This window comes from Chitinophaga alhagiae (assembly GCF_003568665.1).
In the GTDB taxonomy this organism is placed as follows: Bacteria; Bacteroidota; Bacteroidia; order Chitinophagales; family Chitinophagaceae; genus Chitinophaga; species Chitinophaga alhagiae.
In genome coordinates, this window is record NZ_QXMH01000007.1 from 78,923 (window position 1) to 99,076 (window position 20,154).

General features: G+C 53.0%; 20 protein-coding genes. 9 read left to right on the forward strand and 11 right to left on the reverse strand.

The window, feature by feature from the left end; translation table 11 throughout:
• The first annotated feature begins 1 nt into the window (after position 1).
• The 3 genes from D3A97_RS24355 (at position 2) to D3A97_RS24365 (ending at position 2,742) form a co-directional block, all read left to right on the forward strand.
• Positions 2–1,213: a DUF5000 domain-containing lipoprotein gene (locus tag D3A97_RS24355; RefSeq protein ID WP_119081175.1), complete on the forward strand. Its 1,212-nt coding sequence runs from the start codon at positions 2–4 to the stop codon at positions 1,211–1,213.
• 24 nt (positions 1,214–1,237) lie between these two features.
• Complete coding sequence (locus D3A97_RS24360; protein WP_157986747.1) at positions 1,238–1,945, forward strand: DUF4998 domain-containing protein; 708 nt, start codon at positions 1,238–1,240, stop codon at positions 1,943–1,945.
• 185 nt (positions 1,946–2,130) lie between these two features.
• Complete coding sequence (locus D3A97_RS24365) at positions 2,131–2,742, forward strand: START domain-containing protein (RefSeq protein ID WP_157986748.1); 612 nt, start codon at positions 2,131–2,133, stop codon at positions 2,740–2,742.
• 3 nt (positions 2,743–2,745) lie between these two features.
• Here the strand turns inward: D3A97_RS24365 and D3A97_RS24370 are convergent, their stop codons facing one another.
• The 3 genes from D3A97_RS24370 to D3A97_RS24380 form a co-directional block, all read right to left on the reverse strand.
• The gene (locus tag D3A97_RS24370) at positions 2,746–3,546 is read right to left on the reverse strand and encodes an adenine nucleotide alpha hydrolase family protein (protein WP_119081178.1); all 801 of its coding nucleotides are present in this window, start codon (positions 3,544–3,546) and stop codon (positions 2,746–2,748) included.
• A 94-nt stretch (positions 3,547–3,640) separates the two neighbouring features.
• A complete protein-coding gene (locus D3A97_RS24375; RefSeq protein ID WP_119081179.1) occupies positions 3,641–4,702 on the reverse strand; it encodes a response regulator in 1,062 nt (353 codons plus the stop codon).
• Between the two features lie 5 nt (positions 4,703–4,707).
• Positions 4,708–6,351, reverse strand: a complete 1,644-nt coding sequence (locus tag D3A97_RS24380; RefSeq protein WP_119081180.1) for a sensor histidine kinase — start codon at positions 6,349–6,351, stop codon at positions 4,708–4,710.
• A 265-nt stretch (positions 6,352–6,616) separates the two neighbouring features.
• On the opposite strand from D3A97_RS24380, the gene D3A97_RS24385 reads away from it, so the two are divergent.
• Positions 6,617–6,847: a hypothetical protein gene (locus D3A97_RS24385; RefSeq protein WP_119081181.1), complete on the forward strand. Its 231-nt coding sequence runs from the start codon at positions 6,617–6,619 to the stop codon at positions 6,845–6,847.
• A 90-nt stretch (positions 6,848–6,937) separates the two neighbouring features.
• On the opposite strand, the gene D3A97_RS24390 is transcribed toward D3A97_RS24385, so the two are convergent.
• Complete coding sequence (locus D3A97_RS24390) at positions 6,938–7,603, reverse strand: class I SAM-dependent methyltransferase (RefSeq protein WP_119081182.1); 666 nt, start codon at positions 7,601–7,603, stop codon at positions 6,938–6,940.
• 152 nt (positions 7,604–7,755) lie between these two features.
• Between D3A97_RS24390 and D3A97_RS24395 the strand changes: the two genes are divergently transcribed.
• Both D3A97_RS24395 and D3A97_RS24400 read left to right on the forward strand, forming a co-directional pair.
• On the forward strand, positions 7,756–8,202 hold the full coding sequence (locus D3A97_RS24395; RefSeq protein WP_119081183.1) for an SRPBCC family protein: 447 nt from the start codon (positions 7,756–7,758) through the stop codon (positions 8,200–8,202).
• A gap of 29 nt (positions 8,203–8,231) precedes the next feature.
• Positions 8,232–8,792 carry a flavin reductase family protein gene (locus D3A97_RS24400; protein ID WP_119081184.1) on the forward strand — a complete coding sequence of 187 codons (561 nt, stop codon included), beginning with the start codon at positions 8,232–8,234 and terminating at the stop codon, positions 8,790–8,792.
• 47 nt (positions 8,793–8,839) lie between these two features.
• On the opposite strand, the gene D3A97_RS24405 is transcribed toward D3A97_RS24400, so the two are convergent.
• Positions 8,840–10,051: a DUF763 domain-containing protein gene (locus tag D3A97_RS24405; protein ID WP_119081185.1), complete on the reverse strand. Its 1,212-nt coding sequence runs from the start codon at positions 10,049–10,051 to the stop codon at positions 8,840–8,842.
• 132 nt (positions 10,052–10,183) lie between these two features.
• Positions 10,184–10,903, reverse strand: a complete 720-nt coding sequence (locus tag D3A97_RS24410; protein WP_157986749.1) for a helix-turn-helix transcriptional regulator — start codon at positions 10,901–10,903, stop codon at positions 10,184–10,186.
• A gap of 156 nt (positions 10,904–11,059) precedes the next feature.
• Between D3A97_RS24410 and D3A97_RS24415 the strand changes: the two genes are divergently transcribed.
• Complete coding sequence (locus D3A97_RS24415) at positions 11,060–11,830, forward strand: lysophospholipid acyltransferase family protein (RefSeq protein ID WP_119081187.1); 771 nt, start codon at positions 11,060–11,062, stop codon at positions 11,828–11,830.
• A gap of 58 nt (positions 11,831–11,888) precedes the next feature.
• On the opposite strand, the gene D3A97_RS24420 is transcribed toward D3A97_RS24415, so the two are convergent.
• The 3 genes from D3A97_RS24420 to D3A97_RS24430 all read right to left on the reverse strand — a co-directional run bounded on the left by D3A97_RS24420 (position 11,889) and on the right by D3A97_RS24430 (position 17,650).
• Positions 11,889–13,580, reverse strand: coding sequence for a RagB/SusD family nutrient uptake outer membrane protein (locus D3A97_RS24420; protein WP_119081188.1), 1,692 nt, complete (start codon positions 13,578–13,580; stop codon positions 11,889–11,891).
• Between the two features lie 12 nt (positions 13,581–13,592).
• On the reverse strand, positions 13,593–16,625 hold the full coding sequence (locus D3A97_RS24425; protein WP_119081189.1) for a SusC/RagA family TonB-linked outer membrane protein: 3,033 nt from the start codon (positions 16,623–16,625) through the stop codon (positions 13,593–13,595).
• Positions 16,626–17,035: 410 nt separating this feature from the next.
• Positions 17,036–17,650 (reverse strand): trimeric intracellular cation channel family protein, encoded by a 615-nt coding sequence (locus tag D3A97_RS24430; protein WP_119081190.1) that lies wholly within the window; start codon positions 17,648–17,650, stop codon positions 17,036–17,038.
• A 109-nt stretch (positions 17,651–17,759) separates the two neighbouring features.
• On the opposite strand from D3A97_RS24430, the gene D3A97_RS24435 reads away from it, so the two are divergent.
• Entirely contained in the window at positions 17,760–18,179 is a 420-nt protein-coding gene (locus tag D3A97_RS24435; protein WP_119081191.1) for a hypothetical protein, read from the forward strand.
• Positions 18,180–18,183: 4 nt separating this feature from the next.
• Here D3A97_RS24435 and D3A97_RS24440 read toward each other — a convergent pair whose 3' ends face one another.
• Positions 18,184–18,651 carry an RDD family protein gene (locus D3A97_RS24440; protein ID WP_119081192.1) on the reverse strand — a complete coding sequence of 156 codons (468 nt, stop codon included), beginning with the start codon at positions 18,649–18,651 and terminating at the stop codon, positions 18,184–18,186.
• Positions 18,652–18,881: 230 nt separating this feature from the next.
• Between D3A97_RS24440 and D3A97_RS24445 the strand changes: the two genes are divergently transcribed.
• Positions 18,882–19,259: a rhodanese-like domain-containing protein gene (locus tag D3A97_RS24445; RefSeq protein WP_119081193.1), complete on the forward strand. Its 378-nt coding sequence runs from the start codon at positions 18,882–18,884 to the stop codon at positions 19,257–19,259.
• Positions 19,260–19,432: 173 nt separating this feature from the next.
• Here D3A97_RS24445 and D3A97_RS24450 read toward each other — a convergent pair whose 3' ends face one another.
• Positions 19,433–20,017: a hypothetical protein gene (locus D3A97_RS24450; RefSeq protein ID WP_119081194.1), complete on the reverse strand. Its 585-nt coding sequence runs from the start codon at positions 20,015–20,017 to the stop codon at positions 19,433–19,435.
• Positions 20,018–20,154 lie beyond the last annotated feature (137 nt).

The window sequence follows — 20,154 nt, forward strand, 5'->3', positions numbered from 1 at the left end:
TATGAAACAACTCATCATTTGCCTCCTGCTGGCCGTTGCGTTAGCGGCTTGTAAAGAAGATTCCTTCGCTCCCATTTCAAAAGACGGGAATGTTCCGCAACCGGTAAGCAACGCTACCTATGAAGCCATGCCCGGCGGCGCCAAGATCAGCTATTCCCTGCCGGACGATCAAAACCTGGCTTATGTAAAAGCAACATATGACGTGAACGGGGAAACACGGGAAATGAAATCGTCGTTCTACCAGCGCTCCCTCGTTGTAGAAGGCTTTGGCAACACCAGTGAGTACACGGTAAAACTGTACAGTGTAAGCTACGCCGAAAAAGCGTCTGCCCCGGTAGAGCTGAAAATACGCCCGCTCGCTCCTGCTATTGACACAGTGAGGAAATCGCTGGATATAGTAGAGTCTTTCGGCGGCATCAATACCCGTTTCCAGAACCCGAACAAGGCCAGCATTATGATAGGCGTATTGCGGTGGGACGAGGCGCAGCAGGAATGGGTAAGCATAGACGCGCATTACACCGCGCTAGACTCCGGCAAGTTCTCTGTACGCGGCCAGGAGGCGGTACCCATCAAATTCGGGATATTTGTGCGCGACCGCTGGAACAACCATTCCGATACCTTGGAGATCGTGAAAACGCCTATTTACGAAGAAGAGCTGGATAAAGACAAGATCAAGGACATGCGCAAAAAATATCCCATTCCCCAGCGCGAGCCCTTGCCCAAATCAGGCGGTCCCGTGGCAGAGCCCGGCAACCTCTCCAGCTGGAAATTTGATGCCATGTTTGACGGCACTATTGGCAATAACGGCTTCCATACCACGGAAAACAAAGACGTGCCCATCTGGATACCCATGGACCTTGGGGTAACCGCCCGGTTGAGCCGCTACAAAATATGGCAACGCCAGAGCGGCTATATCTACAACCACGGCAACCCTCACCAATGGGAGATATGGGGTACCAACAACCCTAAAGACGTCAACAGCTGGGTGCTGCTCGATGCGCGCATTATGGTTAAACCTTCCGGCCGCCCCCTCAGCGATAACAGCACGGAAGATGTGCAGGTAGCCGCCAACGGGCAGGAATACGAGTTTCCCATAGACGCACCGGCGGTACGGTACATTGCCTGGAAACATATTGACAGCTGGGCTTCTATAGAAGGTTACCTGGGGCACTTCCATCTCTCGGAAATGTCTATCTGGGGCCAGATTAAATAACACTCAATCAAAAGGACAATGCGAATGAAGAAATATATATGGGGCATGCTGGGCCTGGGCCTGCTGGCCGCATGCAGTAAAATGGAAGACAATTACCAGCAGTACCTCGAGAATGGCGTGATCATCTACACGGCCAAGGTAGATTCCCTGAAAGCCTTTCCCGGCAGGAACCGCATAGCGCTATCCTGGCTGCTGGTGTCTGATCCGAAAATAGACAAGTGCCGGGTGTTCTGGAACAGCGGAAAAGACTCCGTGACCATACCGGTACAGCGCAGCGCAGGCATAGACACGATCAATGTGGTGCTGGACAACCTCGAAGAAAATGTATTCACCTTTGACGTATACACCTATGACAATGCCGGTCACTCTTCCGTAAAGGAAGAAATAATCGGCACCGTGTACGGCAATAATTACCTTGCATCGCTGTACAACCGGCCCGTGCGCAAAACCGCGTACCTGAGCGGCACCAAAGAGGCGGAGATAACCTGGTTCGGCGTGAACCCGCAGGCCGTGGCTGTAGACATTGAATATACCAATGTAGATGGGGACCTGGTGACAAAACGGGAAGTTGCCGTGAGGCCGGACCCTTTTAAACCGTTGGCCTTCCCGGATGAAACGGTGCTGCCCGGTTACCGGCAAGGCACCAGCTTCCGTTACAGAACTGCGTACAAGCCCGCGCCATCAGCTATTGACACTTTCTATACTGCATATGATATACAGCAGGTGCCATAAGCGCCGCTGCTGCTGAGGGGAGCTGACCCGCCACGGTGGGTCAGCCCTCTTTTTGTTAAGGCTTTCCTAAAGCCGCTTTGCTGTTCCCCGCTATTTTACAACTCAGCCCCCTTCCTCTACGGTTCAACAAAAATTTCATGGCGCCCCGGCGCAACAGCCCCACATTTGTATCAAATGCCATCAGCATGAAAATTTTACTGAACATTATCATTATGAGCGCGGTGTTTATGCAGCCACTTTTTGCCGGGCAGCCTCTTGCCAGTGATTTCACGCTGGTAAAACAGGCGGACAACATTTTCCTGTACGAGCGGTGGATAGATGCCGCCGAAAACGGCAAGGTAAGGGAAATAAAAGCGGTATTCCTGGTCAGGGCCAGCGTACCGGCTATTGTGGAGCTGATCAAAGATCCCGCCCGCGGCCGCAACTGGAATGCCAACGCCAAAAGCTACCAGGTGCTGTCCCTGCCGGATGCCAACCGGTGGGTCAGTTACATCCAATACGACATTCCCTGGCCGTTTGATGACCAGGACTGTTGCCTGGCCTATCATTACCACAACAACGAAGTCAGTTTTGAAAGCACCCATAACGCCGCATTTCCGGTAACGCCCGGCATGTCCCGCATTACCGGCACCAAAGGTAAATGGGTGCTGGAAAACATGCACTCCGGCCATGTGAAGGTCACCTATTTCATCACTACAGACCGGAGCAAGAAAATTCCGCGCTGGGTATCAGACCCTATTGTGCATAACAACCTGTTCAAAACCATGGCGCAGTTCAAGAAGCTGGCGGAGCAGTAGCGGCTAGGGATGCGTGATAAATACCGGCAGGTCAATATTGCGCAGCAGGCTGCGGGTATTACCGGGGTTAAAGAAGCGGGAGAACGTGTTACGGCCATATGCGCCCATCACGGCCACAATGTCTTTCTTTCCAAGCAGGAATTTCCTGATCTCCACCTCCGGCAGGCCTTGCAGCACTACAAAGTCTACTTCTGTAAAATAAAGCTGGAGGTATTCTTTCAGTAACTGCTCGTTGGGAACGATGGGAATGCCCTTTTCCGGCACGTACACTACGGTAGCCTTGTCGTGCCCCAGGCGGGGAAACAGCTGGAGGAACTTTTTCATGGCATAAACGGAGGAATAGCTGCCATTGTAGGTAAACACCACTTCCCGGAAGCGGTCTGCCCCTTCCGGAAGCACCAGTACGGGACACTGGGCGTCTGCCGGTACATCTTTGATAAACCCGGGCACGTCTGCCGGGAACAGGTTGCTTAGCGAGGTATTGCGGTCAATCAGCAGGAGGTCCGCAAACCGGCTTTCGCGCACCACTTCTTTCAAGGCGATGCCCCTGCCCCGGTGCCATACGGTTTGTATGCCACGCTCCCTGCATTCTTCTTCCAGCAACTCCAGGTCTGCCGGCGGGATCTGTGCCGGCGCCAGCCACATGTCTTCGGGCTGTTGGCCAGCCCGCATTGCCCGGCTGGTCTCGTTCTCCAGCAACAATATCTTGAGGCTGCCTTCCAGCAACCAGGTTACATACTGAAATGAGTCTAACTGTTCCTCCTTGAAATGCACCGCGTCAACTACGGCTACTATTCTTTTCATATTTTCCGGCAATGGATTTGATTGTCAGCCAAATCTACCATGTTGCCGCCCTACAGGCAATGACGCATAACAAGGCTTTACCTGATGCCTGTCATCAGTTCATCATCCGCTCCAGCTTTTTCAGGTTGGTCAGTACTATTTCCCCTTCCACAATATCCACCAGCTTCTCATCCCTGAAATCTCCCAGGGTGCGTATAAGCGATTCCTTGGCCACCCCCGCCACAGCGGCCAGGTTATCCCGGCTGATGTCTATGCTGAACTGCGGGCTGTTACCGGGGTTGTATTTGGCGTTCAGGAACAGCAGGGCGTCTGCCACTTTTTTGCGCAGGGAATTATAGGCCACGCCCAGCAGCTGGCGCTCGCTGTCCGCAATATTGCGGGCCAGGAGGTGCATGAACTTCTTCATAACATCAATGCTGTTAAAGGCCAGCTCCTCAAAATCTTCGCGGGGAATAATGGCCAGCTCCGTTTCTTCCAGCGCTTCCGCGTTCTCCTTATATATGCCTGACTCCAGCAGGGCGGTATAACCCAGGAACTCTCCCTGGTTATACAGGCCGGTGATGATCTCCTTGCCGTCTTCATTGCGCTTGCAGGTTTTCACCTTGCCTTTCATAATGTAGAAAAGGTAAGCGGGGTGGTTGCCTTCGGAATAGATCACCTCTTTTTTCTTGTAGCGGTTCACGTTGCGGCCCTCGCGCAGGTCTTCCAGCAGGTCTTTGCCGTTCACGGAATGCAGCAGGGTGTTGAGGCCGTTCATATCGCGCGTTAGTTCCTGCTTCAGGCGGGACGCCTTTTTCAGCCGGCCTTCAATAGCGTTCAGCAGCTCAATGGGGTCAAAGGGTTTGGTGATGTAGTCGTCCGCACCCATTTCCATGCCTTTTCTCACGTCTGACCGTTCAGAGCGGGCCGTCAGGAAGATAAAGGGGATGCCGGACATTTCCTCATGCTTGTGCAACAGGTGCAGCACCCCGTAACCATCCAGCACGGGCATGGTAATATCGCAGATCACCAGGTCTGGCTTGTGCTCCATGGCCAGCTGCACGCCTTCCTTGCCGTTGGCCGCCGTCAGCACTTTATAATTGGCCATTTCCAATATTTCCGCGGTGTTTGCGCGGATGTCTGCATTGTCTTCGATTACTAGTATTGTTACCGCCATAATATTTAAAGGTTGAATGCTACTGTGAATGTTGTACCTTTTTCCAGCTCGCTTTTGCAGGTAATGCTGCCATTCATCAGCTCCGCGTATTTGGCCACTATGTGCAGGCCCAGGCCGGTGCCTTGTATATTGTCTACATTGCTGCCCCTGAAGAAGCGCTCAAAGAGGTGCAGCTGGTCTTCTTTTGAAATACCGGCCCCTTCATCCTGCACCTGCAAGGAGAAGCGGCCGCCTTCATGCGCCGTGCGGATGTGTATCACGGCGCCCGGCGGAGAAAACTTGATGGCATTGGACAGGAGGTTCATCACAATATGCTTGAGCAGCGCGGGGTCAAGATGCAGGCGGGTATCTCCCTGGTGCGCGTAAGTTACCTGCTGCCCTTCCTTGCGGAGGCCCTGCATTTCCGCAATTACATTGCCCACGTGCTGCTGCGCGTCAAAATCCGCATACCGCACCTGTATCTTCCCTTCTTCAATTTTGCCAACAGACAGAAAATCGTTTAGGATGTCTGTCAGCATGTTAACAGACGATACGATGCGCTGCGTATGCTTTTCCCGCTGCTCCTGCTCTTCAGCGCGTTTGTAACGGGATATGAGGAAGGTGGAAGAAAGAATGGTGCTCAACGGCGTACGGAACTCATGCGAGGCCAGCGAAACGAAGCGGGATTTCAGCTCGTTCAGCTCCCTTTCTTTTTCCAGCGCCAGGCGCAGCTCGTCTTCCGCCTTTTTACGTTCCGAAATATCTATTGCAATGCCCAGGTACCCGCTGATAAGACCGTCCCCATCACGCAGGGCGGACACTGTCAGCGTAACCGGGAAGCGGCTGCCGTCTTTGGCCAGGTACAGCCACTCATGCTCGCTGGGCATATTGAGCCGCGCCCTGGCCACAAACGTGTCAAAGCCGGGCACTACCTCCTGCTGCAGCTGGGCGGAAAAAAGAGCGGCCCTTTCGGCGGTTTCCTGCGGGTCATGGAAAAGCGTAAGACTGTGTTTGTTCACCACTTCTTCCGCCGTATACCCCAGTTGCTTTTGCGCCGTGGGATTAAACAGTTTGATGATGCCGTTGCTGTCTGTGGCAATAATAATGGCCTCCGCGTGGTTCCAGATGCTGCTCAGGAAACTGTTCATGCGCTGCAGCTCCGTATCTTTCGCCTGTACTTCCTTCATTTGCTCTCCCAGCTTCCTGACCGTATCGGAAAGAGACTCTGTGCGCTCTGCTACTTTCATTTCCAGTTCGGCATTGAGGCGCTTCAGTTCGTTTTCGGATTCCTTGCGGTAAGAAATATCGCTCACAAAGGCGATCACAAACCCTTTGTCTTTATCCTTGTTGTCATAGGCCCCGAGGCTTACTTCTACCGGGAACTCCGTTCCGTCCTTTTTTATACCGAACAGGTCAAGGCCCGCGCCCATAGGCCGGCTTTTCGGGTGCTGATGAAATTTTTCCCGGTGCTGCTCATGGCGGTGGCCAAAGCGGGCAGGCACCAGCTTTTCCACCTTTTCCCCCACCAATTCCTCTTCCGAGTAACCAAACTGGTTCAGCAAGAAGGGATTGGCCAGCACAATGCGGCCCTGGCCGTCTGTTACCAATATTCCAATGGTAGCATGCCGGAATAATGCGTCAAAGCTGATCAAACCGTATGATTCCTCCATTTTACCTTGCCTTAAATTATAAAAAGTAAATCTAGCATTTTTCTGTAACACATGCCGGTTTGACTAGTAGCGCCTTACCTGTACAGCAGCAGCACGGCTGTTTGGCGGCTAAATTAAATCCGGCGGAATGCCGGAAAAATGACCGCCGTTATGGTTTTTAGTGATTTTAATTGGTTATGTTGCAGGGGAGGTGCAAAAGAACAATACGGCTCATTTATTGATATTATAACAGCATGTACCCACTTTTACCATTAAACCCTGTTATATGCTCACCGAAAAATTCCATATCAATTTAAACTATGATGGCCGCCAACTGCATCTGCCGGTTAAGATAACGAAGTCCGGCATCTATTACGCCATTAGTGTTGAGGTAGACGGGGCTGAGATATTTTTCTCGCGGGACGGCCACCATGGCCTTCGGCCACTATGCCACACCGACGATTTCGACCCCCAGTTCCTGTATTTGCTGGGCAGGGAGATAGAACATCAGAGCTGATCCGCATAACATACACAAAAAAGCGGTCCCTATCCGGCCCGCTTTTTTGGTGTGCCAACATGATGCATTATTTCCCCAACATTCCACAATTCAGGCGGGAATATATTCCAATACACTCCCTTTCAGATGCTCCAGTTTCACAAACGCGTCCGTTTCCCTAAACCCGGCGTCTATCCAAAGCTGCCGGCATTGGGGATTGGCGTATAGTACCTTCAGGCGGCGCGGCAGGCGGTGAAGCGACTTTTTCACCTGCGCAATAAACAGCTCCATCATAGGCGCATCAAACGGGTTAAAGAGAAAAATGACGCCGGTACTGTCAGGTACTTCGTAATAGCGGGCGTTCACACAATCTACTGTTATGGAAAGGCCTTCACTGGCGGCTTGCAGGCTTGCCCGCAGGCGGTTGGCCGCCATATATAGTTTGGGAGAAAAGTCTATGCCGGTAATATCCCTGAACCCATACGCCGCAGCCATGGCCAGCACACGGCCCTTACCACACCCTACGTCCAGGAAACCGGTCTGCAGGTCTGCAGGCTGCAGGCGGTCAAACAGCCTGCCGGCGGAGTAATAGTTCACAGGCTCGTACCAGGTGGCATATTGGCGGTCTTCTTTGGCAATGGCGTCTGACAGGTTGTAGGTGCCGGTGGTGCGGATACCATACTTACGCTCCCCGGCAATTTCATGGCGGATCACAAAAAATGCCAGGGTGAAATTCCAGTGCCAGCCAATGTACAGAAAGTAGTAAAAGTACCGCATGTATGGGTGGGTTTGGGTATTACCGAATATACTGAATTTCAAGGCATAACGCGTTCGGAGTGATGTTCTGCGGGAATGTATTTACATTTGAGAGGCATACGCTCCCGGCCAAAAGGCACTTATTTTGTTGAACCTTACCCAAACGCTCCGTTATGAACAGCATCAAACGCACCATTTCCACCCAGCTTCCGCCTATGCGGGCCTACGCAAAGTTTGTACATGAACTGACCAACTGGTGGCCCCGGGAGTATACCTGGTCTCAGGACAAGCTGCAGCATATTTGTATAGATGACAGGCGGGGCGGCTTCTGCCATGAAACAGGGCCGTATGGTTTCCGTTGCGACTGGGGCCGCGTTATTGCCGTGGAGGCGGGAGAGTCTATTGTTTTTACCTGGCAGATAAGCCCTACCCGTGCGCCGGAGCCCAACCCCGACAAATCCAGCGAAATAAGCGTACGGTTTTCACCCGGAACAATATTGTTTGAGCACCGGCATTTTGAGCGGCACGGAGAAGGGGCAGACCAGTACCGGCAAGCCATGGATGCTGAAAAAGGATGGGATTACATCCTGCAATGTTTTACCAGCTACTCCGGGGAGTAACCCGCTGCAACGCACTATATTTTCAGATCATGAAAAGACCGTATAAAAAAACAGACTTGCCCGTATGGCAGGTCCGCAAATTTCTGGAGCCTGGCCCTATTGTACTGGTCAGCTCGCACTGGCAAGGCAAAAACAACATTATGGCCATGGGCTGGCATACGGTGCTGGAATTTTCCCCTTCCCTGCTGGGCTGCATGATCACCAGCGCCAATCATAGTTTTGACATGGTCCGTAAAAGCGGGGAGTGCGTTATCAATATTCCTACGGCAGATATGATAGATACCATTATTGCCATTGGTAACAGCCATGGTCCGCGGGTCAACAAGTTCACCCGGTTTGGCCTCACGCCAGAGCCTGCCGCAACCGTAAAAGCCCCGCTGATCAGGGAATGTTACGCCAATATTGAATGCCGGCTGGCAGACCGCCGGTTGGTAGACAAATACAATTTTTTCATTTTTGAAGTATTGAAAGCGCAGGCCGCTACTTATCCAGCATACCCGAAAACGGTGCATTACCGGGGAGAAGGTGTGTTCATGGTGTCTGGAAAGAATATTGCAATGCCGGAAAAGTTCAGGAAAGGGAATTTATAACGGGGAGCAAGCTGCAAACCGGCCGTATTGCCTCATTGCCCGTTAACTCAAAACAACCGCAATTGCACTCCTTTAGCCCGTTTCGGCGGCGGCGCCTTGCCAAATACTGTGCGCCCGCCATACCTCCAGGAGTTGTCACGCTCCTGCTGAACCAGCTCCTCAAACCGGTCATTTGCCACAAAATCTTTTTCCGATCTCAGGGCCAGCGCATGCAGCGCCTTGATAGCCTGCTGTTTGTCTCCCTCGCCGATCTTCGCCTTGTACACAGCTGTTTGCAGGGTGTTGATGGTTTCATCATATACCTTTAGCGGTACGGGGAACGGGTGCCCGTCTTTCCCGCCATGGGCAAAAGCAAAGCGGGCCGGGTCTTTGAACCGGGAGGGCGTGCCATGTATCACTTCGCTCACCAATGCGAGGGACTGGAGGGTACGCGGGCCAAGCCCCTGCAACAGCAGCAGGTCTTCAAACCCTGCCGGCGGCTGCTCCTGCGCCAGCCATAATACAGTACCCAGCCGCTTCAGATCTACATCTTCCGCCCTTACATCGTGGTGGTGCGGCATGACCAGTTGCTGCACCTCCTGCAGCATCAGTTCCGGCTTTTCCTGCGTAAGGTGGAGGATGCCGTTACGCGCGGCTGCGGCCTCCGTGGCCGTCAGGTTGAGAATGGCGCCCTGGTTGGGGCCGCACACCGCCGTATGCGGCTCTTCCACAAAAGACCGCAATTGCTCCGAATGCCAGTGGTACCGCCGCGCGGTTTTGCTGCCTGCGCTCATACCCTGCTGTATAACGGACCAGTGGCCTTCGCTGCTTACAATAAAGTTATGGGTGTATAGCTGAAACCCGTCCTGCACGGCGGTATTGTCTACCTTGGCGCTCAGCTTGCTGCAGCGCACCAGGTAATTCCCATCGAGGCCGGTTTGATCCGCAATTTTGAACAGCTCGGCCGGAGCTTCTTTTGAAAACTTTCCCTTTCCTCCGCAAATATAAATGCCAAGTTCTTTAGCATGGGGGTTAACGGCCTTTTTGAGGGCGCCCATTACGGAGGTGGTGATACCGGAAGAGTGCCAGTCCATGCCCATTACCGCCCCCAGGCTCTGAAACCAGAACGGGCTGCTGATACGGCTGAGAAAGGCTTCCCGGCCATATTCCGCCAAAATGGCTTCCGTAACGGCCAGGCCCAGGCGGGCCATTCTTTCCGCCAGCCAGCGGGGCACGTAACCATAATGTAAAGGCAGGTCTGCAGATCCGGAACGCTTCATGCTAACAAATTTAGCATTTTTATGCGTACCGGGGGCATTATTTCCCGCCTTCAACAACCGGGCAGGGCCTTTCGTGCTATCATTGAGGCGTGGGCCCGTTCGGCGCAAAGATGAAGCAGTGGCGGATACCCTTTATTCCCGGTCGTTTTTCACCGCAACTGCCCCCGGGTTAATGCCGAACTTCTTTTTGAACTCGTTGCTGAAGTGCTGCAGGGTGGTATACCCAGTTTCATATGCCACCCCGGTAACGGTATTATTCCCTTCCAGCAATAGTTGCCGGGCCAGGGTGAGGCGGTGGTCTTTGAGATAACCGAACACCGTGTTGCCGAATACTTCTTTAAACCCTGTTTTGAGTTTGTACTCATTCAGGCCGGCCAGCCGCGCCAGGGCCGTGAGAGAGGGCGGGTGCTGAATATCGCGCAGCAAAGCCTCCCGGGCCTGGTATATCTTATCTACGTCCGCGGGCCGAAGCGACAACGGCCGGGCGGCGGTTTCCTGCTGCTTGCATGGCGGGGCCAGCAGTTCCAGCGCCCGCGCCTGCAGGTAAAGATGTTGCCAGCCGCGCTGGTAGCTGCATTGCCATTTATCCGCCACCAGCGCCTGCATCTGCGGGGTAATGGGCAACCCGGGCAGGGGCGCCTGCTCGGCGGTTACAATGCAGATGTCTTCATGCACCGTTATATTGCAGGCTTCAACGCGTATGCCGTCTTCCCAGTACCTGCGGAAGTGCATGTTCCAGAAAGGCAGCAGGGCTGCCTGTTCCTCATTCCAGTTCCAGCCATGCGCGGGGCCTTCCGTGCAGGAGCTGGTGTATAATACCTCATTAGTGACAAGCCTGTATACTGTTTCCATAATAATCCGTTTTACGCAACTTCTTTTTCGTTTTCTGCAAGCCGCCGCTGCCTGAAATCCGTCTCTTTGCATTGCGCAGCAGCAGCGTACTATAAAAGGAACGGAGAAAAAGGTCTTTGCCCCTACCCGCTCCTGGAATTTCTTTAACGGTATACCATGCTTTACTTTATCCTTTACAAAATTCTCAGGTACCGCTACGCAGTGGTGGTACAAAACCTGTCCCGCTCTTTCCCGGAACGGTCTTACTCGGAGATCAGGCTGGTAGCAGCGGGTTTCTACCGCCACTTCTGCCGCATATTCCTTGAAATGGGCCTCATGCTGCTGATGCCGGAGCGGCGGGTAAAAGAGAAAGTGGTAGTAAGGGATACGGCGCTGCTGGAGCATTACCATGCGCAGCAAAAGAACATCATCATTATGCTGGGCCACTACGGCAATTGGGAGTGCCTCAATATACTACCACGGTATTGCAGCTTTCCGCTCTATGCCGTGTACAAACCGCTGTCCAACGCTTTTTTTGACCGCGTTATGCAGCGGCTGCGCTCCCGGTTTGGCCTGCGCCTGCTACCCATGCACAAAACCGCCCGGCACATGTTGGCGGCCCATAGCGTCAAAGGCGCGTACATTTTTGTAGCAGACCAGTTCCCGCCGCAGGAAACGTGTACCATGAGCTTTCTGCACCAGCCTACCAGGGTTATTACCGGCGCGGAAAGGCTTGCTAAAACAACCGGTGCTGCCGTGGTATATGCGTCTGTCAAAAAAACAGCCGGGCCGGCAGACTGGGAAATATCTTTCCGGCTGATCTGTGATGAGCCTGCTGTTGCTCCTCCTAACCACATCACACAACGGTTCACAGAAATGCTGGAGCAGGATATTTGTGATTCTCCGCAATACTGGCTGTGGACGCACCGGCGGTGGAAACAGCAATAACCCCATAAAAAACGTGCGGCCGCTGATGCGGCCGCACGTTTTTTATATTTCAGCAGTATCAGTAACCGGGGTTCTGGGCCAGGTAACCGGGCAGGTTGCTGGCGCCGTCTATAGCGGTTTGCGGAATGGGGAAAATCCTTTTCTGTTTGTCTGTATTGGTCTTTTCCGTCCAGGTGCCTTCATATTTGCCGAAACGGACCATATCCGTACGGCGTTGGGCTTCCCAGTAAAACTCAAAGCCTCTTTCGCGCAGCAGCAGGTCAAGGGTAATGGTGGCAAGCGGGGCGGCGGGCGTGGTGGCCGTTCTGGCCGCACGTACCGTGTTCACGTCTGCCAGCGCGGTAGTGGCGGCGTCTCCCCTTCTCAGTTTGGCTTCCGCCCGCATCAGGTATACATCCGCCAGGCGGAGTATCACAATATCATGTTCGCCAAAATTACGGCCGCTCACGGACGTTTTGCTGAACTCGTATTTGGACACGCGGTAACCGGAGTTGTAGTTGCTGCCGGCCACCGTGAAATCTACCTGCTCCGTGAAATCAACGGCGAGCGTGGGTTTGCTGCGGGTGTCGTAAAACAGCTTCCTCACTTTCATTTTGCCGTCCGCGCATTTGAGGAACACACCGCCTTCACGCACCAGGCCATATTGCTGGCCGCGCAAAATACCGCGGTTGATGTTGAATTGGGACGCTTCCACGCAGGAGTCTGCCGGGTTGGTGTAGATAGACAGGTTCTGCTTATAGAAACGGGGGTCTGCCACAGCGGGGTCCAGCGGTGCGGTAGCATTTGCCCAGGCCCTGTAAAAATCAGATGTAATGGCAGGGCCGTCTGTTCCGTTGGCGCCGGGGTAAGCGGGCAGCGGGAACTGGTCTCCTGATATGGAAAAGTAGGCCATGCGGTTGTGGCCGTTCAGGTCTGCACGCTGATCTACCACAAAAATAAGCTCCTTGTTGTTGTGGTTGGCGTCGTCAAACAGCGAAAAATAATCTGCGGAGAGGGCAAACTGCGGGGTGCCGATGATCTTGTCGCAGTACTCCACTACTTTGTCCATGTCTTCTTTCTTGAAATCGAAAGTAGCGGCGTACCGGTCCCGGTAAACGGCCGCGTTCAGGTGCAGCCGCGCCAGCAGCCCCCATACGCCGGCCTTGGTGAGACGGCCCGGGCCGGTGGTATTGTCCAGCACAGGCTCTACGGCCAGCAGCTCTGCCTTAATGTACTCCACGGCTTCAGGGCCACGCAGTATTTTGGAGGCCTCGTTCAGGTTGTCTTTTACAAACACCAGCCCGAAGAGGTCCAGCGTGAGCATGGAGTAGTAAGCCCGCATGGCTTTTGCTTCCGCCAGGAAAAGCGCCGCGTTGGGGTCTTTGTTCTCAGGCAGCGTGTTGATGGCGGTAATAGCGCGGGACGCGCCTTGCAGCACGTTATTCCAGGTGTTGCGCACGTTGGGGTCTGTACTGGTGGTCTCATGTTTGTGCAGGGAAAGATAGATGCCGTTATCTCCCCAGTCCGTACCGCCGCGGTAAGGCAGTATGGCCTCGTCCGTAGAAATTTCCTGCAGGGCAAAATAATTGGTATGCAGCCAGATGTCAGGCAGCTTGGCGTACACCGGCGCTATAATGCCTTCCGCTATCTGCTTGTCTGTAAGCCCGGTTACGGAAGATTCATCCAGTACTTCCTCATTCAGCTTGGTACAGCCGGTCATAACGGCAATGCCTATACCTGCTGCCAGTAATGCTAGTTTTATCTTTTTCATATACGAAAGCTCTTAGAATGAAACATTTAAACTGAAAATGACGGATTTGGCCTTGGGATAGCTCATGAAGTCAATGCCGTAAGACGAAATACCGTTGATGGTCCGGTCCGTATTCACCTCCGGATCATAGCCGTCGTATTTGGTGGCTATAAACAGGTTTTGCCCGGTTACAGACAGGCGGAGCGAATTGACCCAGTTTTTGATGCCCAGGGCGGTGGTATTGAAGTTGTAGCCGAGGGTTACGTTGTTCAGCCGCAGGTAAGCCCCGTTTTTCAGATAACGGGTGCTCACCGGGGCTGCGTTGTTCACTGATTCTTCAGGGTATGCGATGGCCTCCGGCGTGGTGTTCACGTTTTTGGAGAGCTTGAGTTTGTAGAAACTGGCATTGGCCGTGTTGTCATAGATCTTGTTGCCTGCCACGCCGTTGAAGTTGGCGGTGAGGTCAAAGTTCCGGTAGTTCACGCTGCCATGGAAGCTGTACAGCACATTGGGCAACGCCGTACCGGCGGCAATGCGGTCCTTGTCTGATTCGATGCCGTCTTTGTCAAGGTCGCGGTAAGTGCTGAGGCCGTTGGCGTCAAAGCCTGTCCACTCTTTCAGGAAGAACGTGCCAATGGGTTCGCCGTTGATGTAACCGTTAATGGTAGCGGACGTAAGGCCCGAGCCGGAAGCAGAACCGGAGGGGATCACGGAGTAGGGCGAGTGTTCCACCTTGTTGTTCATATAGGTGATGTTGCCGCCCAGGTTAAAGCCGAAGCCGGAAGCTGCAAAATGCTGGCGGTAGTCCAGGTCAAGCTCCACGCCCCTGTTGGTGATGGTCATGTCTTTCACGTTGGTCCAGAAAGTACCCGCCGGCTGCACCGGGTCTGCCGGTATCACTTCCAGCAGTATGTTGCTGGATATCTTGTTGAATACATCTACAGAACCGGAGAGCGCGCCTCTCATAAAACCAAAGTCCAGGCCTATGTTGGTCTGTTTGGAAATTTCCCATTGTATGTCCGGGTTGGCCAGGCGGGAGTATACCGTACCTGCCGGATAAGGCCCGCTGCCGTAAAGCGGGTAGCTGGTGCTACCTGAAACGGTGGAGGTGAACAGCGCCTGTGTGATTTTGGAAGGGATCTCCTGGTTGCCGGTTTGCCCCCAGCCTGCGCGCAGCTTCAGCATGCTGATAGCAGACGAGCCTTTGAGGAAACCTTCTTCAGATATTTTCCAGCCCAGGGAGAAAGACGGGAAGAAACCGTACTTGTTATTGGTACCGAACTTGGAAGACCCGTCTGCCCTGAAGTTGGCCGTTACCAGGTAGCGGTCTGCATACTGGTAGGTAACCCTGCCAAAGAAAGATTGCAGTTCATTGATGAAGGCATAACCGCCGGGCCGGTTGTTGGCCAGTGTCAGCTCCTGCCCCAGCCCCGGGTTGTAAATGGGGTCTACGGGCGAAATGGGGAATTTGTTGATGCTGGTATTTCTGCCCTGCACAAAGATCTTCTGGTAAGAATGGCCGGCCATGGCAGACAGATTGTGCATGCCTTCGTTATACGTATAGGTAAGGTAGTTTTCTATCAGGCTGTTGCGGTTGTAGTTATGCCAGGTTTCCAGCCGCCCGTCCCGCTGCGGTACAGCGCTGGGTTTATTTACAATATCCCGCGTACCGGTGGAGTTATCTATGCCGAAATTCAGCTTGTACACCAGGCCTTTGATAATGCGCAGCGAAGGGGAAATATTGCCCGTTACGCGGTTGATGGTAGTAATGTCATTATCGAGGTCAAAATACATCAGCGGGTTGTTGAGGCTTTGGTATTTGGCCGGCTCGCCGTTGGCGTCATACGCGGGGTAAGTAGGATTGTTGCCGATGGCATCGCCAATAATGGTGCTGATAGGCGGCCGCTGGTTTTTAGTGTTGGACACGCCCAGGTTCACCTCTACCACCAGCCGGTCATCATCCCAGAACTTTTGTGTGGCGTTGAAGCGGCCGGAGTAGCGGTTCATGTCGTTGTTCTTGATAATACCTTCCTGCCGCTGCATGCCGAAAGATGCGTAGTACGTGAGTTTATTGGCGCCGCCGCTGAGGGCAAGGTTATAGTTCTGTGTGAACGCCGTTCTGGTCACTTCTTTCTGCCAATCCGTATCACCTCCCTGGTCATCCAGCATGCCGCCCAGTTTGGGTACTTCCGCGCGAAATTCGCTGGCGGTGAACAGGGGCAATGCCCTGGCCAGCGAAGAAAAACCGGCGCTGGCGGAGAACTGCAGCGTAGAGGCCCCGGCCTTGCCTTTACGGGTGGTGATGAGGATAACGCCATTGGCGCCGCGGGAGCCGTAAATGGCAGTGGCGGAGGCGTCTTTTAATACGTCTATAGACTCAATATCCTGCGGGTTAATGAAGTTAAGCGGGTCGCCGCCGCCGGTGCTGGAATTGTCAAGCGGCAGGCCATCTACCACAAACAGCGGCGTACTGCCCGTTCTTACCCCGCCGGGGCCGCGCACCGTTATGCCCAGCATGCCGCCCGGCTCACCGCTGACCGACGTAACGTTCACGCCGGCCATTTTACCTTGCAGCAGCTCCTGCGGTGCGTTGATGATGCCTTTATTAAAGGCCTCGCTCTTCAGTGATTTCACAGCTCCCGTTACATCTTTCTTTGCCTGTGTGCCGTAACCTACTACCACTACCTGCGTAAGGTCTGTGGAGGCCGGCTGCAGGCTCACGTTGATCTGTGTTTTGCCTGCAATAGGTACTTCCTGCGTTACATAGCCGATGAAACTCACTACCAGTACGGTGGCATTATCTGGTGCTACAAGTGAGAACGCGCCCTTTACATCCGTACTGGTAGTTCTGGCAACGCCTTTGATACCCACGGTGGCGCCGGCCAGCAGCTCCCCTGTAGCGGCGTCCTTCACGGTGCCGGTAATGGTCTGTTGGGGTTGTACACCGTGTTTTTCATGTACCAGGCCCGCTGCCCGCGCATGGCCTGTGGAGGAAAGAGAACAGCAGCAAACTACGGAAGCGAGAACCAGCGGGAGGTACTGCTTTCTGAGGTAGAATTTGTTCATGTAAAGCAATTGAGTTTGTTTACGTAATAAAAGGACAAAGAAAACAACCCGCTGTTACCGGATTGTTATGTGGAACAGAACTGTGTATTATGTTTTTTGTATCAGATATTTTGGTTGATATACCGTAATTGCGATAGTAATTTAACGGGTTTTATACATATGCACGATGATTTTTACGAAACCGTTTTCGCTATTATTACCGGTCATCCCGCATGTCTTTCATTCCCCGCTATGCCCTGCCAATAAAGCGTTTCAGGGACATTTAAAACCGGTCATGACGTGTTGGCCCGGGAGGAGGTACCGGGCATGGGGCGTATTATCTTTTTGTTAAGCAGGGAGACGGGGTTTCATCTCATTTCAAATACTTGAATGTTGCTTTCAATCTATTTAAATGCACGGTTGTAGGATGTTCAATGCCATTCGTCCTTGTACACGAACTTCGGCATTTGCCACTCATACCGGATGGCAATGATGCGCAGCACAAAACCGGCGGTAGCCGCAATAAGGGTGGCCCAGTGCATGCTCCATTGCATGTGCTGCAGGCCTACATAAATGCCGCCGGTCAAAATAGACACGCTGGCATATACTTCCTTTCGCAGCAACAGCGGAATATCTCCGCAGAGTATATCGCGCAGCACACCGCCGGCACAACCGGTGATCATGCCGCTGAACAGCACAATGATCACGGAGAGGTGCATATCCTGCGCCAGCTGGCAACCAATAATGGTAAACACCACCAGGCCCAGCGCATCGAGGTAAAGGAAAAGCGTTTTCAATTTTTTCATCACAGAGGCGATCAGGGCCGCAAACAATGCGGCGCCTGCCGTGATCAGCAGGTATTCCGGGTGCTCTACCCAGGTCATGGGGTAGTGGCCCAGCAATATGTTGCGGATGGTGCCGCCGCCCAGCGCCGTTACCCAGGCTATGATACAAACGCCCACCCAGTCCATATTGCGCCTTCCGGCGGAGAGCGCGGCCGTCATGGCTTCGGCGGTAATGGCAATAATGTAGAGGATATGCAGCATACAAATACGGTTTAAGACGGGACCTTCATCCATAAAAATAGGGAAAATACGGCATGTAACTTTTCCCTCGCCCATACCGTTTAACTGGCATTGATCTCAACACCCTTTCATGAAAAACATACTCCTTGTACTCTCCGCGCTGACCCTGGCCGCGGGCGCCGCCGGTTGTAAAAAGAACTATACAAATTCAGCGCTGGACGGCAGCTGGGAACGCAGGGTGACCTATGGTTTTACCGGCCGTATTGAATACCCCGAAGGCAATGGCAACGGCATGGACTTCCAGGGCAACCGGTATTCCAGCTTCGTCAACGGCGCGGCAGGCAATACCGGCACTTTCCGGCTGGCGCCGGACTGGTTCTACCAGTCTAATGAAAAAGGCTGGCGCATTGTTTTTGACGGGGAGCTTACCAGCAAACAGTTTTACGAGCTTAAGGGCGATACGCTGTCTATTTTTGACGACCGCAGCGTATCAGACGGCGGTATGACCCAATACGTACGCAGGCAAAGCTTTTTCTTACAGCCGGAATAGAATGTTATTCCGCTGCCGGCAGAATGGATTTTTTGATATCTACCACCAGAGTGTCAGACCATTTGTCTTGCCAGGGATGGCAGGGCGTGCCCAGCCCGCTGAGCGCATTAAAGGGAATGGCCCTGATCATGCCGCGCTTGAAAGCCGTACCGGCACTGAGCGGCGTACCATCCTGGTTAACCGCTACGGTGCCCGTGATCATCTTACCCAGCGTTTTGCCTTTAAAAAGCGCTTCTACCGTTCCCATGTAGAGGCCATAGAGCAACAAGGTAAAGAGGCGGTCCAGCAGCTCGCCGCCAGGGCGGTCCACATAGTCAAACAGCGGCGGGTACAGTACGCCCAGCACAATACCGAGCATGAACATCACTACGTAAAAACTGGCCAGATCGATCAGGTAATTGGCCAGGCGTTTGCCGCTGCCGGCCATTTCGAGGCTGACCTCGTTGGCCAGCAGGTCTTGTGTAGATTCCATAGATAAAGGGATGAAGTAAATTGATTGACGAACAAAAATTAACACAATTTATAATATCTGCAAATACCGGCCCCGATTTAACCGAAAAATGTATATTTGGTACATAAGGCCCCATGCATGTTTTTCCAGTACAAAAGACCGGACATTATTTCCAGCACATTTCATTTCAGTCAGTAACACGGGAAGCCCTGCTTTCCCATCATGTTTGTAATTCCAAAATACACATCACTATGCGTACAAAATCAGCAATGGATCTGGTGAAAGAAGCCAAACAACAGATCGAGAACCTGACGCCCGAGCAGGTAAAGAACGAAGTATCCAAAGGCGCTACACTGATAGACATCCGTGAGAGCGAAGAGCTGCAGCAAAGCGGTAAAATACCGGGCGCAGTACATGCTCCCCGCGGCATGCTGGAGTTTTATGCGGACGAAACGCTGCCATATCACAAGCCGGAGTTCGACAAGCGCAAAAAGATCATACTGCACTGCGCTTCCGGCGGCCGCTCCGCGTTGGCCGCGCAAACGCTGAAACAAATGGGTTATGATAACGTGGCCCACCTGGACGGCGGCATCAAAGCCTGGAAGGAAGCCGGGGAGCCAACGGAGTAGGTAGCGGGGGATAACGATTCCCGGAATAAGTTACCGGAAATAATAAACACGGCACACGCTTCCGGGATAAAAACGCCGGAAATAACAACGGCGGCGGTAACGTACCATCCCGGAAATAGCAAGCCCCCGGAGCGCCTGTGCGCCGGGGGCTTGTACGTTTTTACATCATTGTATTATTTCACCTTCCTGGCCAGGGCCTTGCCTGCCATGGCATATGCTTCGGATATCCTTTCGCCGGTATCAAAATCATTTCCCCAGAAACTTCTGCCGGGCGCTTTTTCAATGGTAGCTTTTGCCACTACCTTGTTTTTGTCTGCCGTTTCCACAATAACAATCTCTCCGTCTATATAAGCGTTCTTCTTCATCACGCCTACGTTAAAACCCGGTTCTACAAAAGAGGTATTGAAGATGATAGTGTATTTGGCTTTGGTGGCCAGCGTCATGTCTGCCGTTTTGGTAAACAACTCGTCAAACTTCGGCTCAAACCGGCTCTTGCGGTCTGCCACCCAGGCTTTGGCCCAGGTATCCCCCCGGCCGGGCTCCTTTTTGTTCAGCTCTGCCGTTCTGCTTTTTACGTAATCTTCTTCCTTGTCAAATTTGCCCACTTTCATATGGTCATAAGAATACTCGATGTTGATGTCTTTTTCGTTTTTCAGTACATCCAGGCTGCCTTCAGTGACCCTGATACGTTGGGCATGTACATTGGCGGCCAGTGCGGTAGCGGCTGCCATTAGTAAAATGGGACGCAAAACTTTCATGTTCGTACTTGTTTTTGAGGTTAAAAGAAAGCGCAAGTATAGGGCTTTTTCAGGAAAAGAAAAGCAGTTCGCGCCAACATATCCGCCAACAGCATAAAATGAGGGGTGAATGGTGGATTACGGGCAGCGAAAGTATG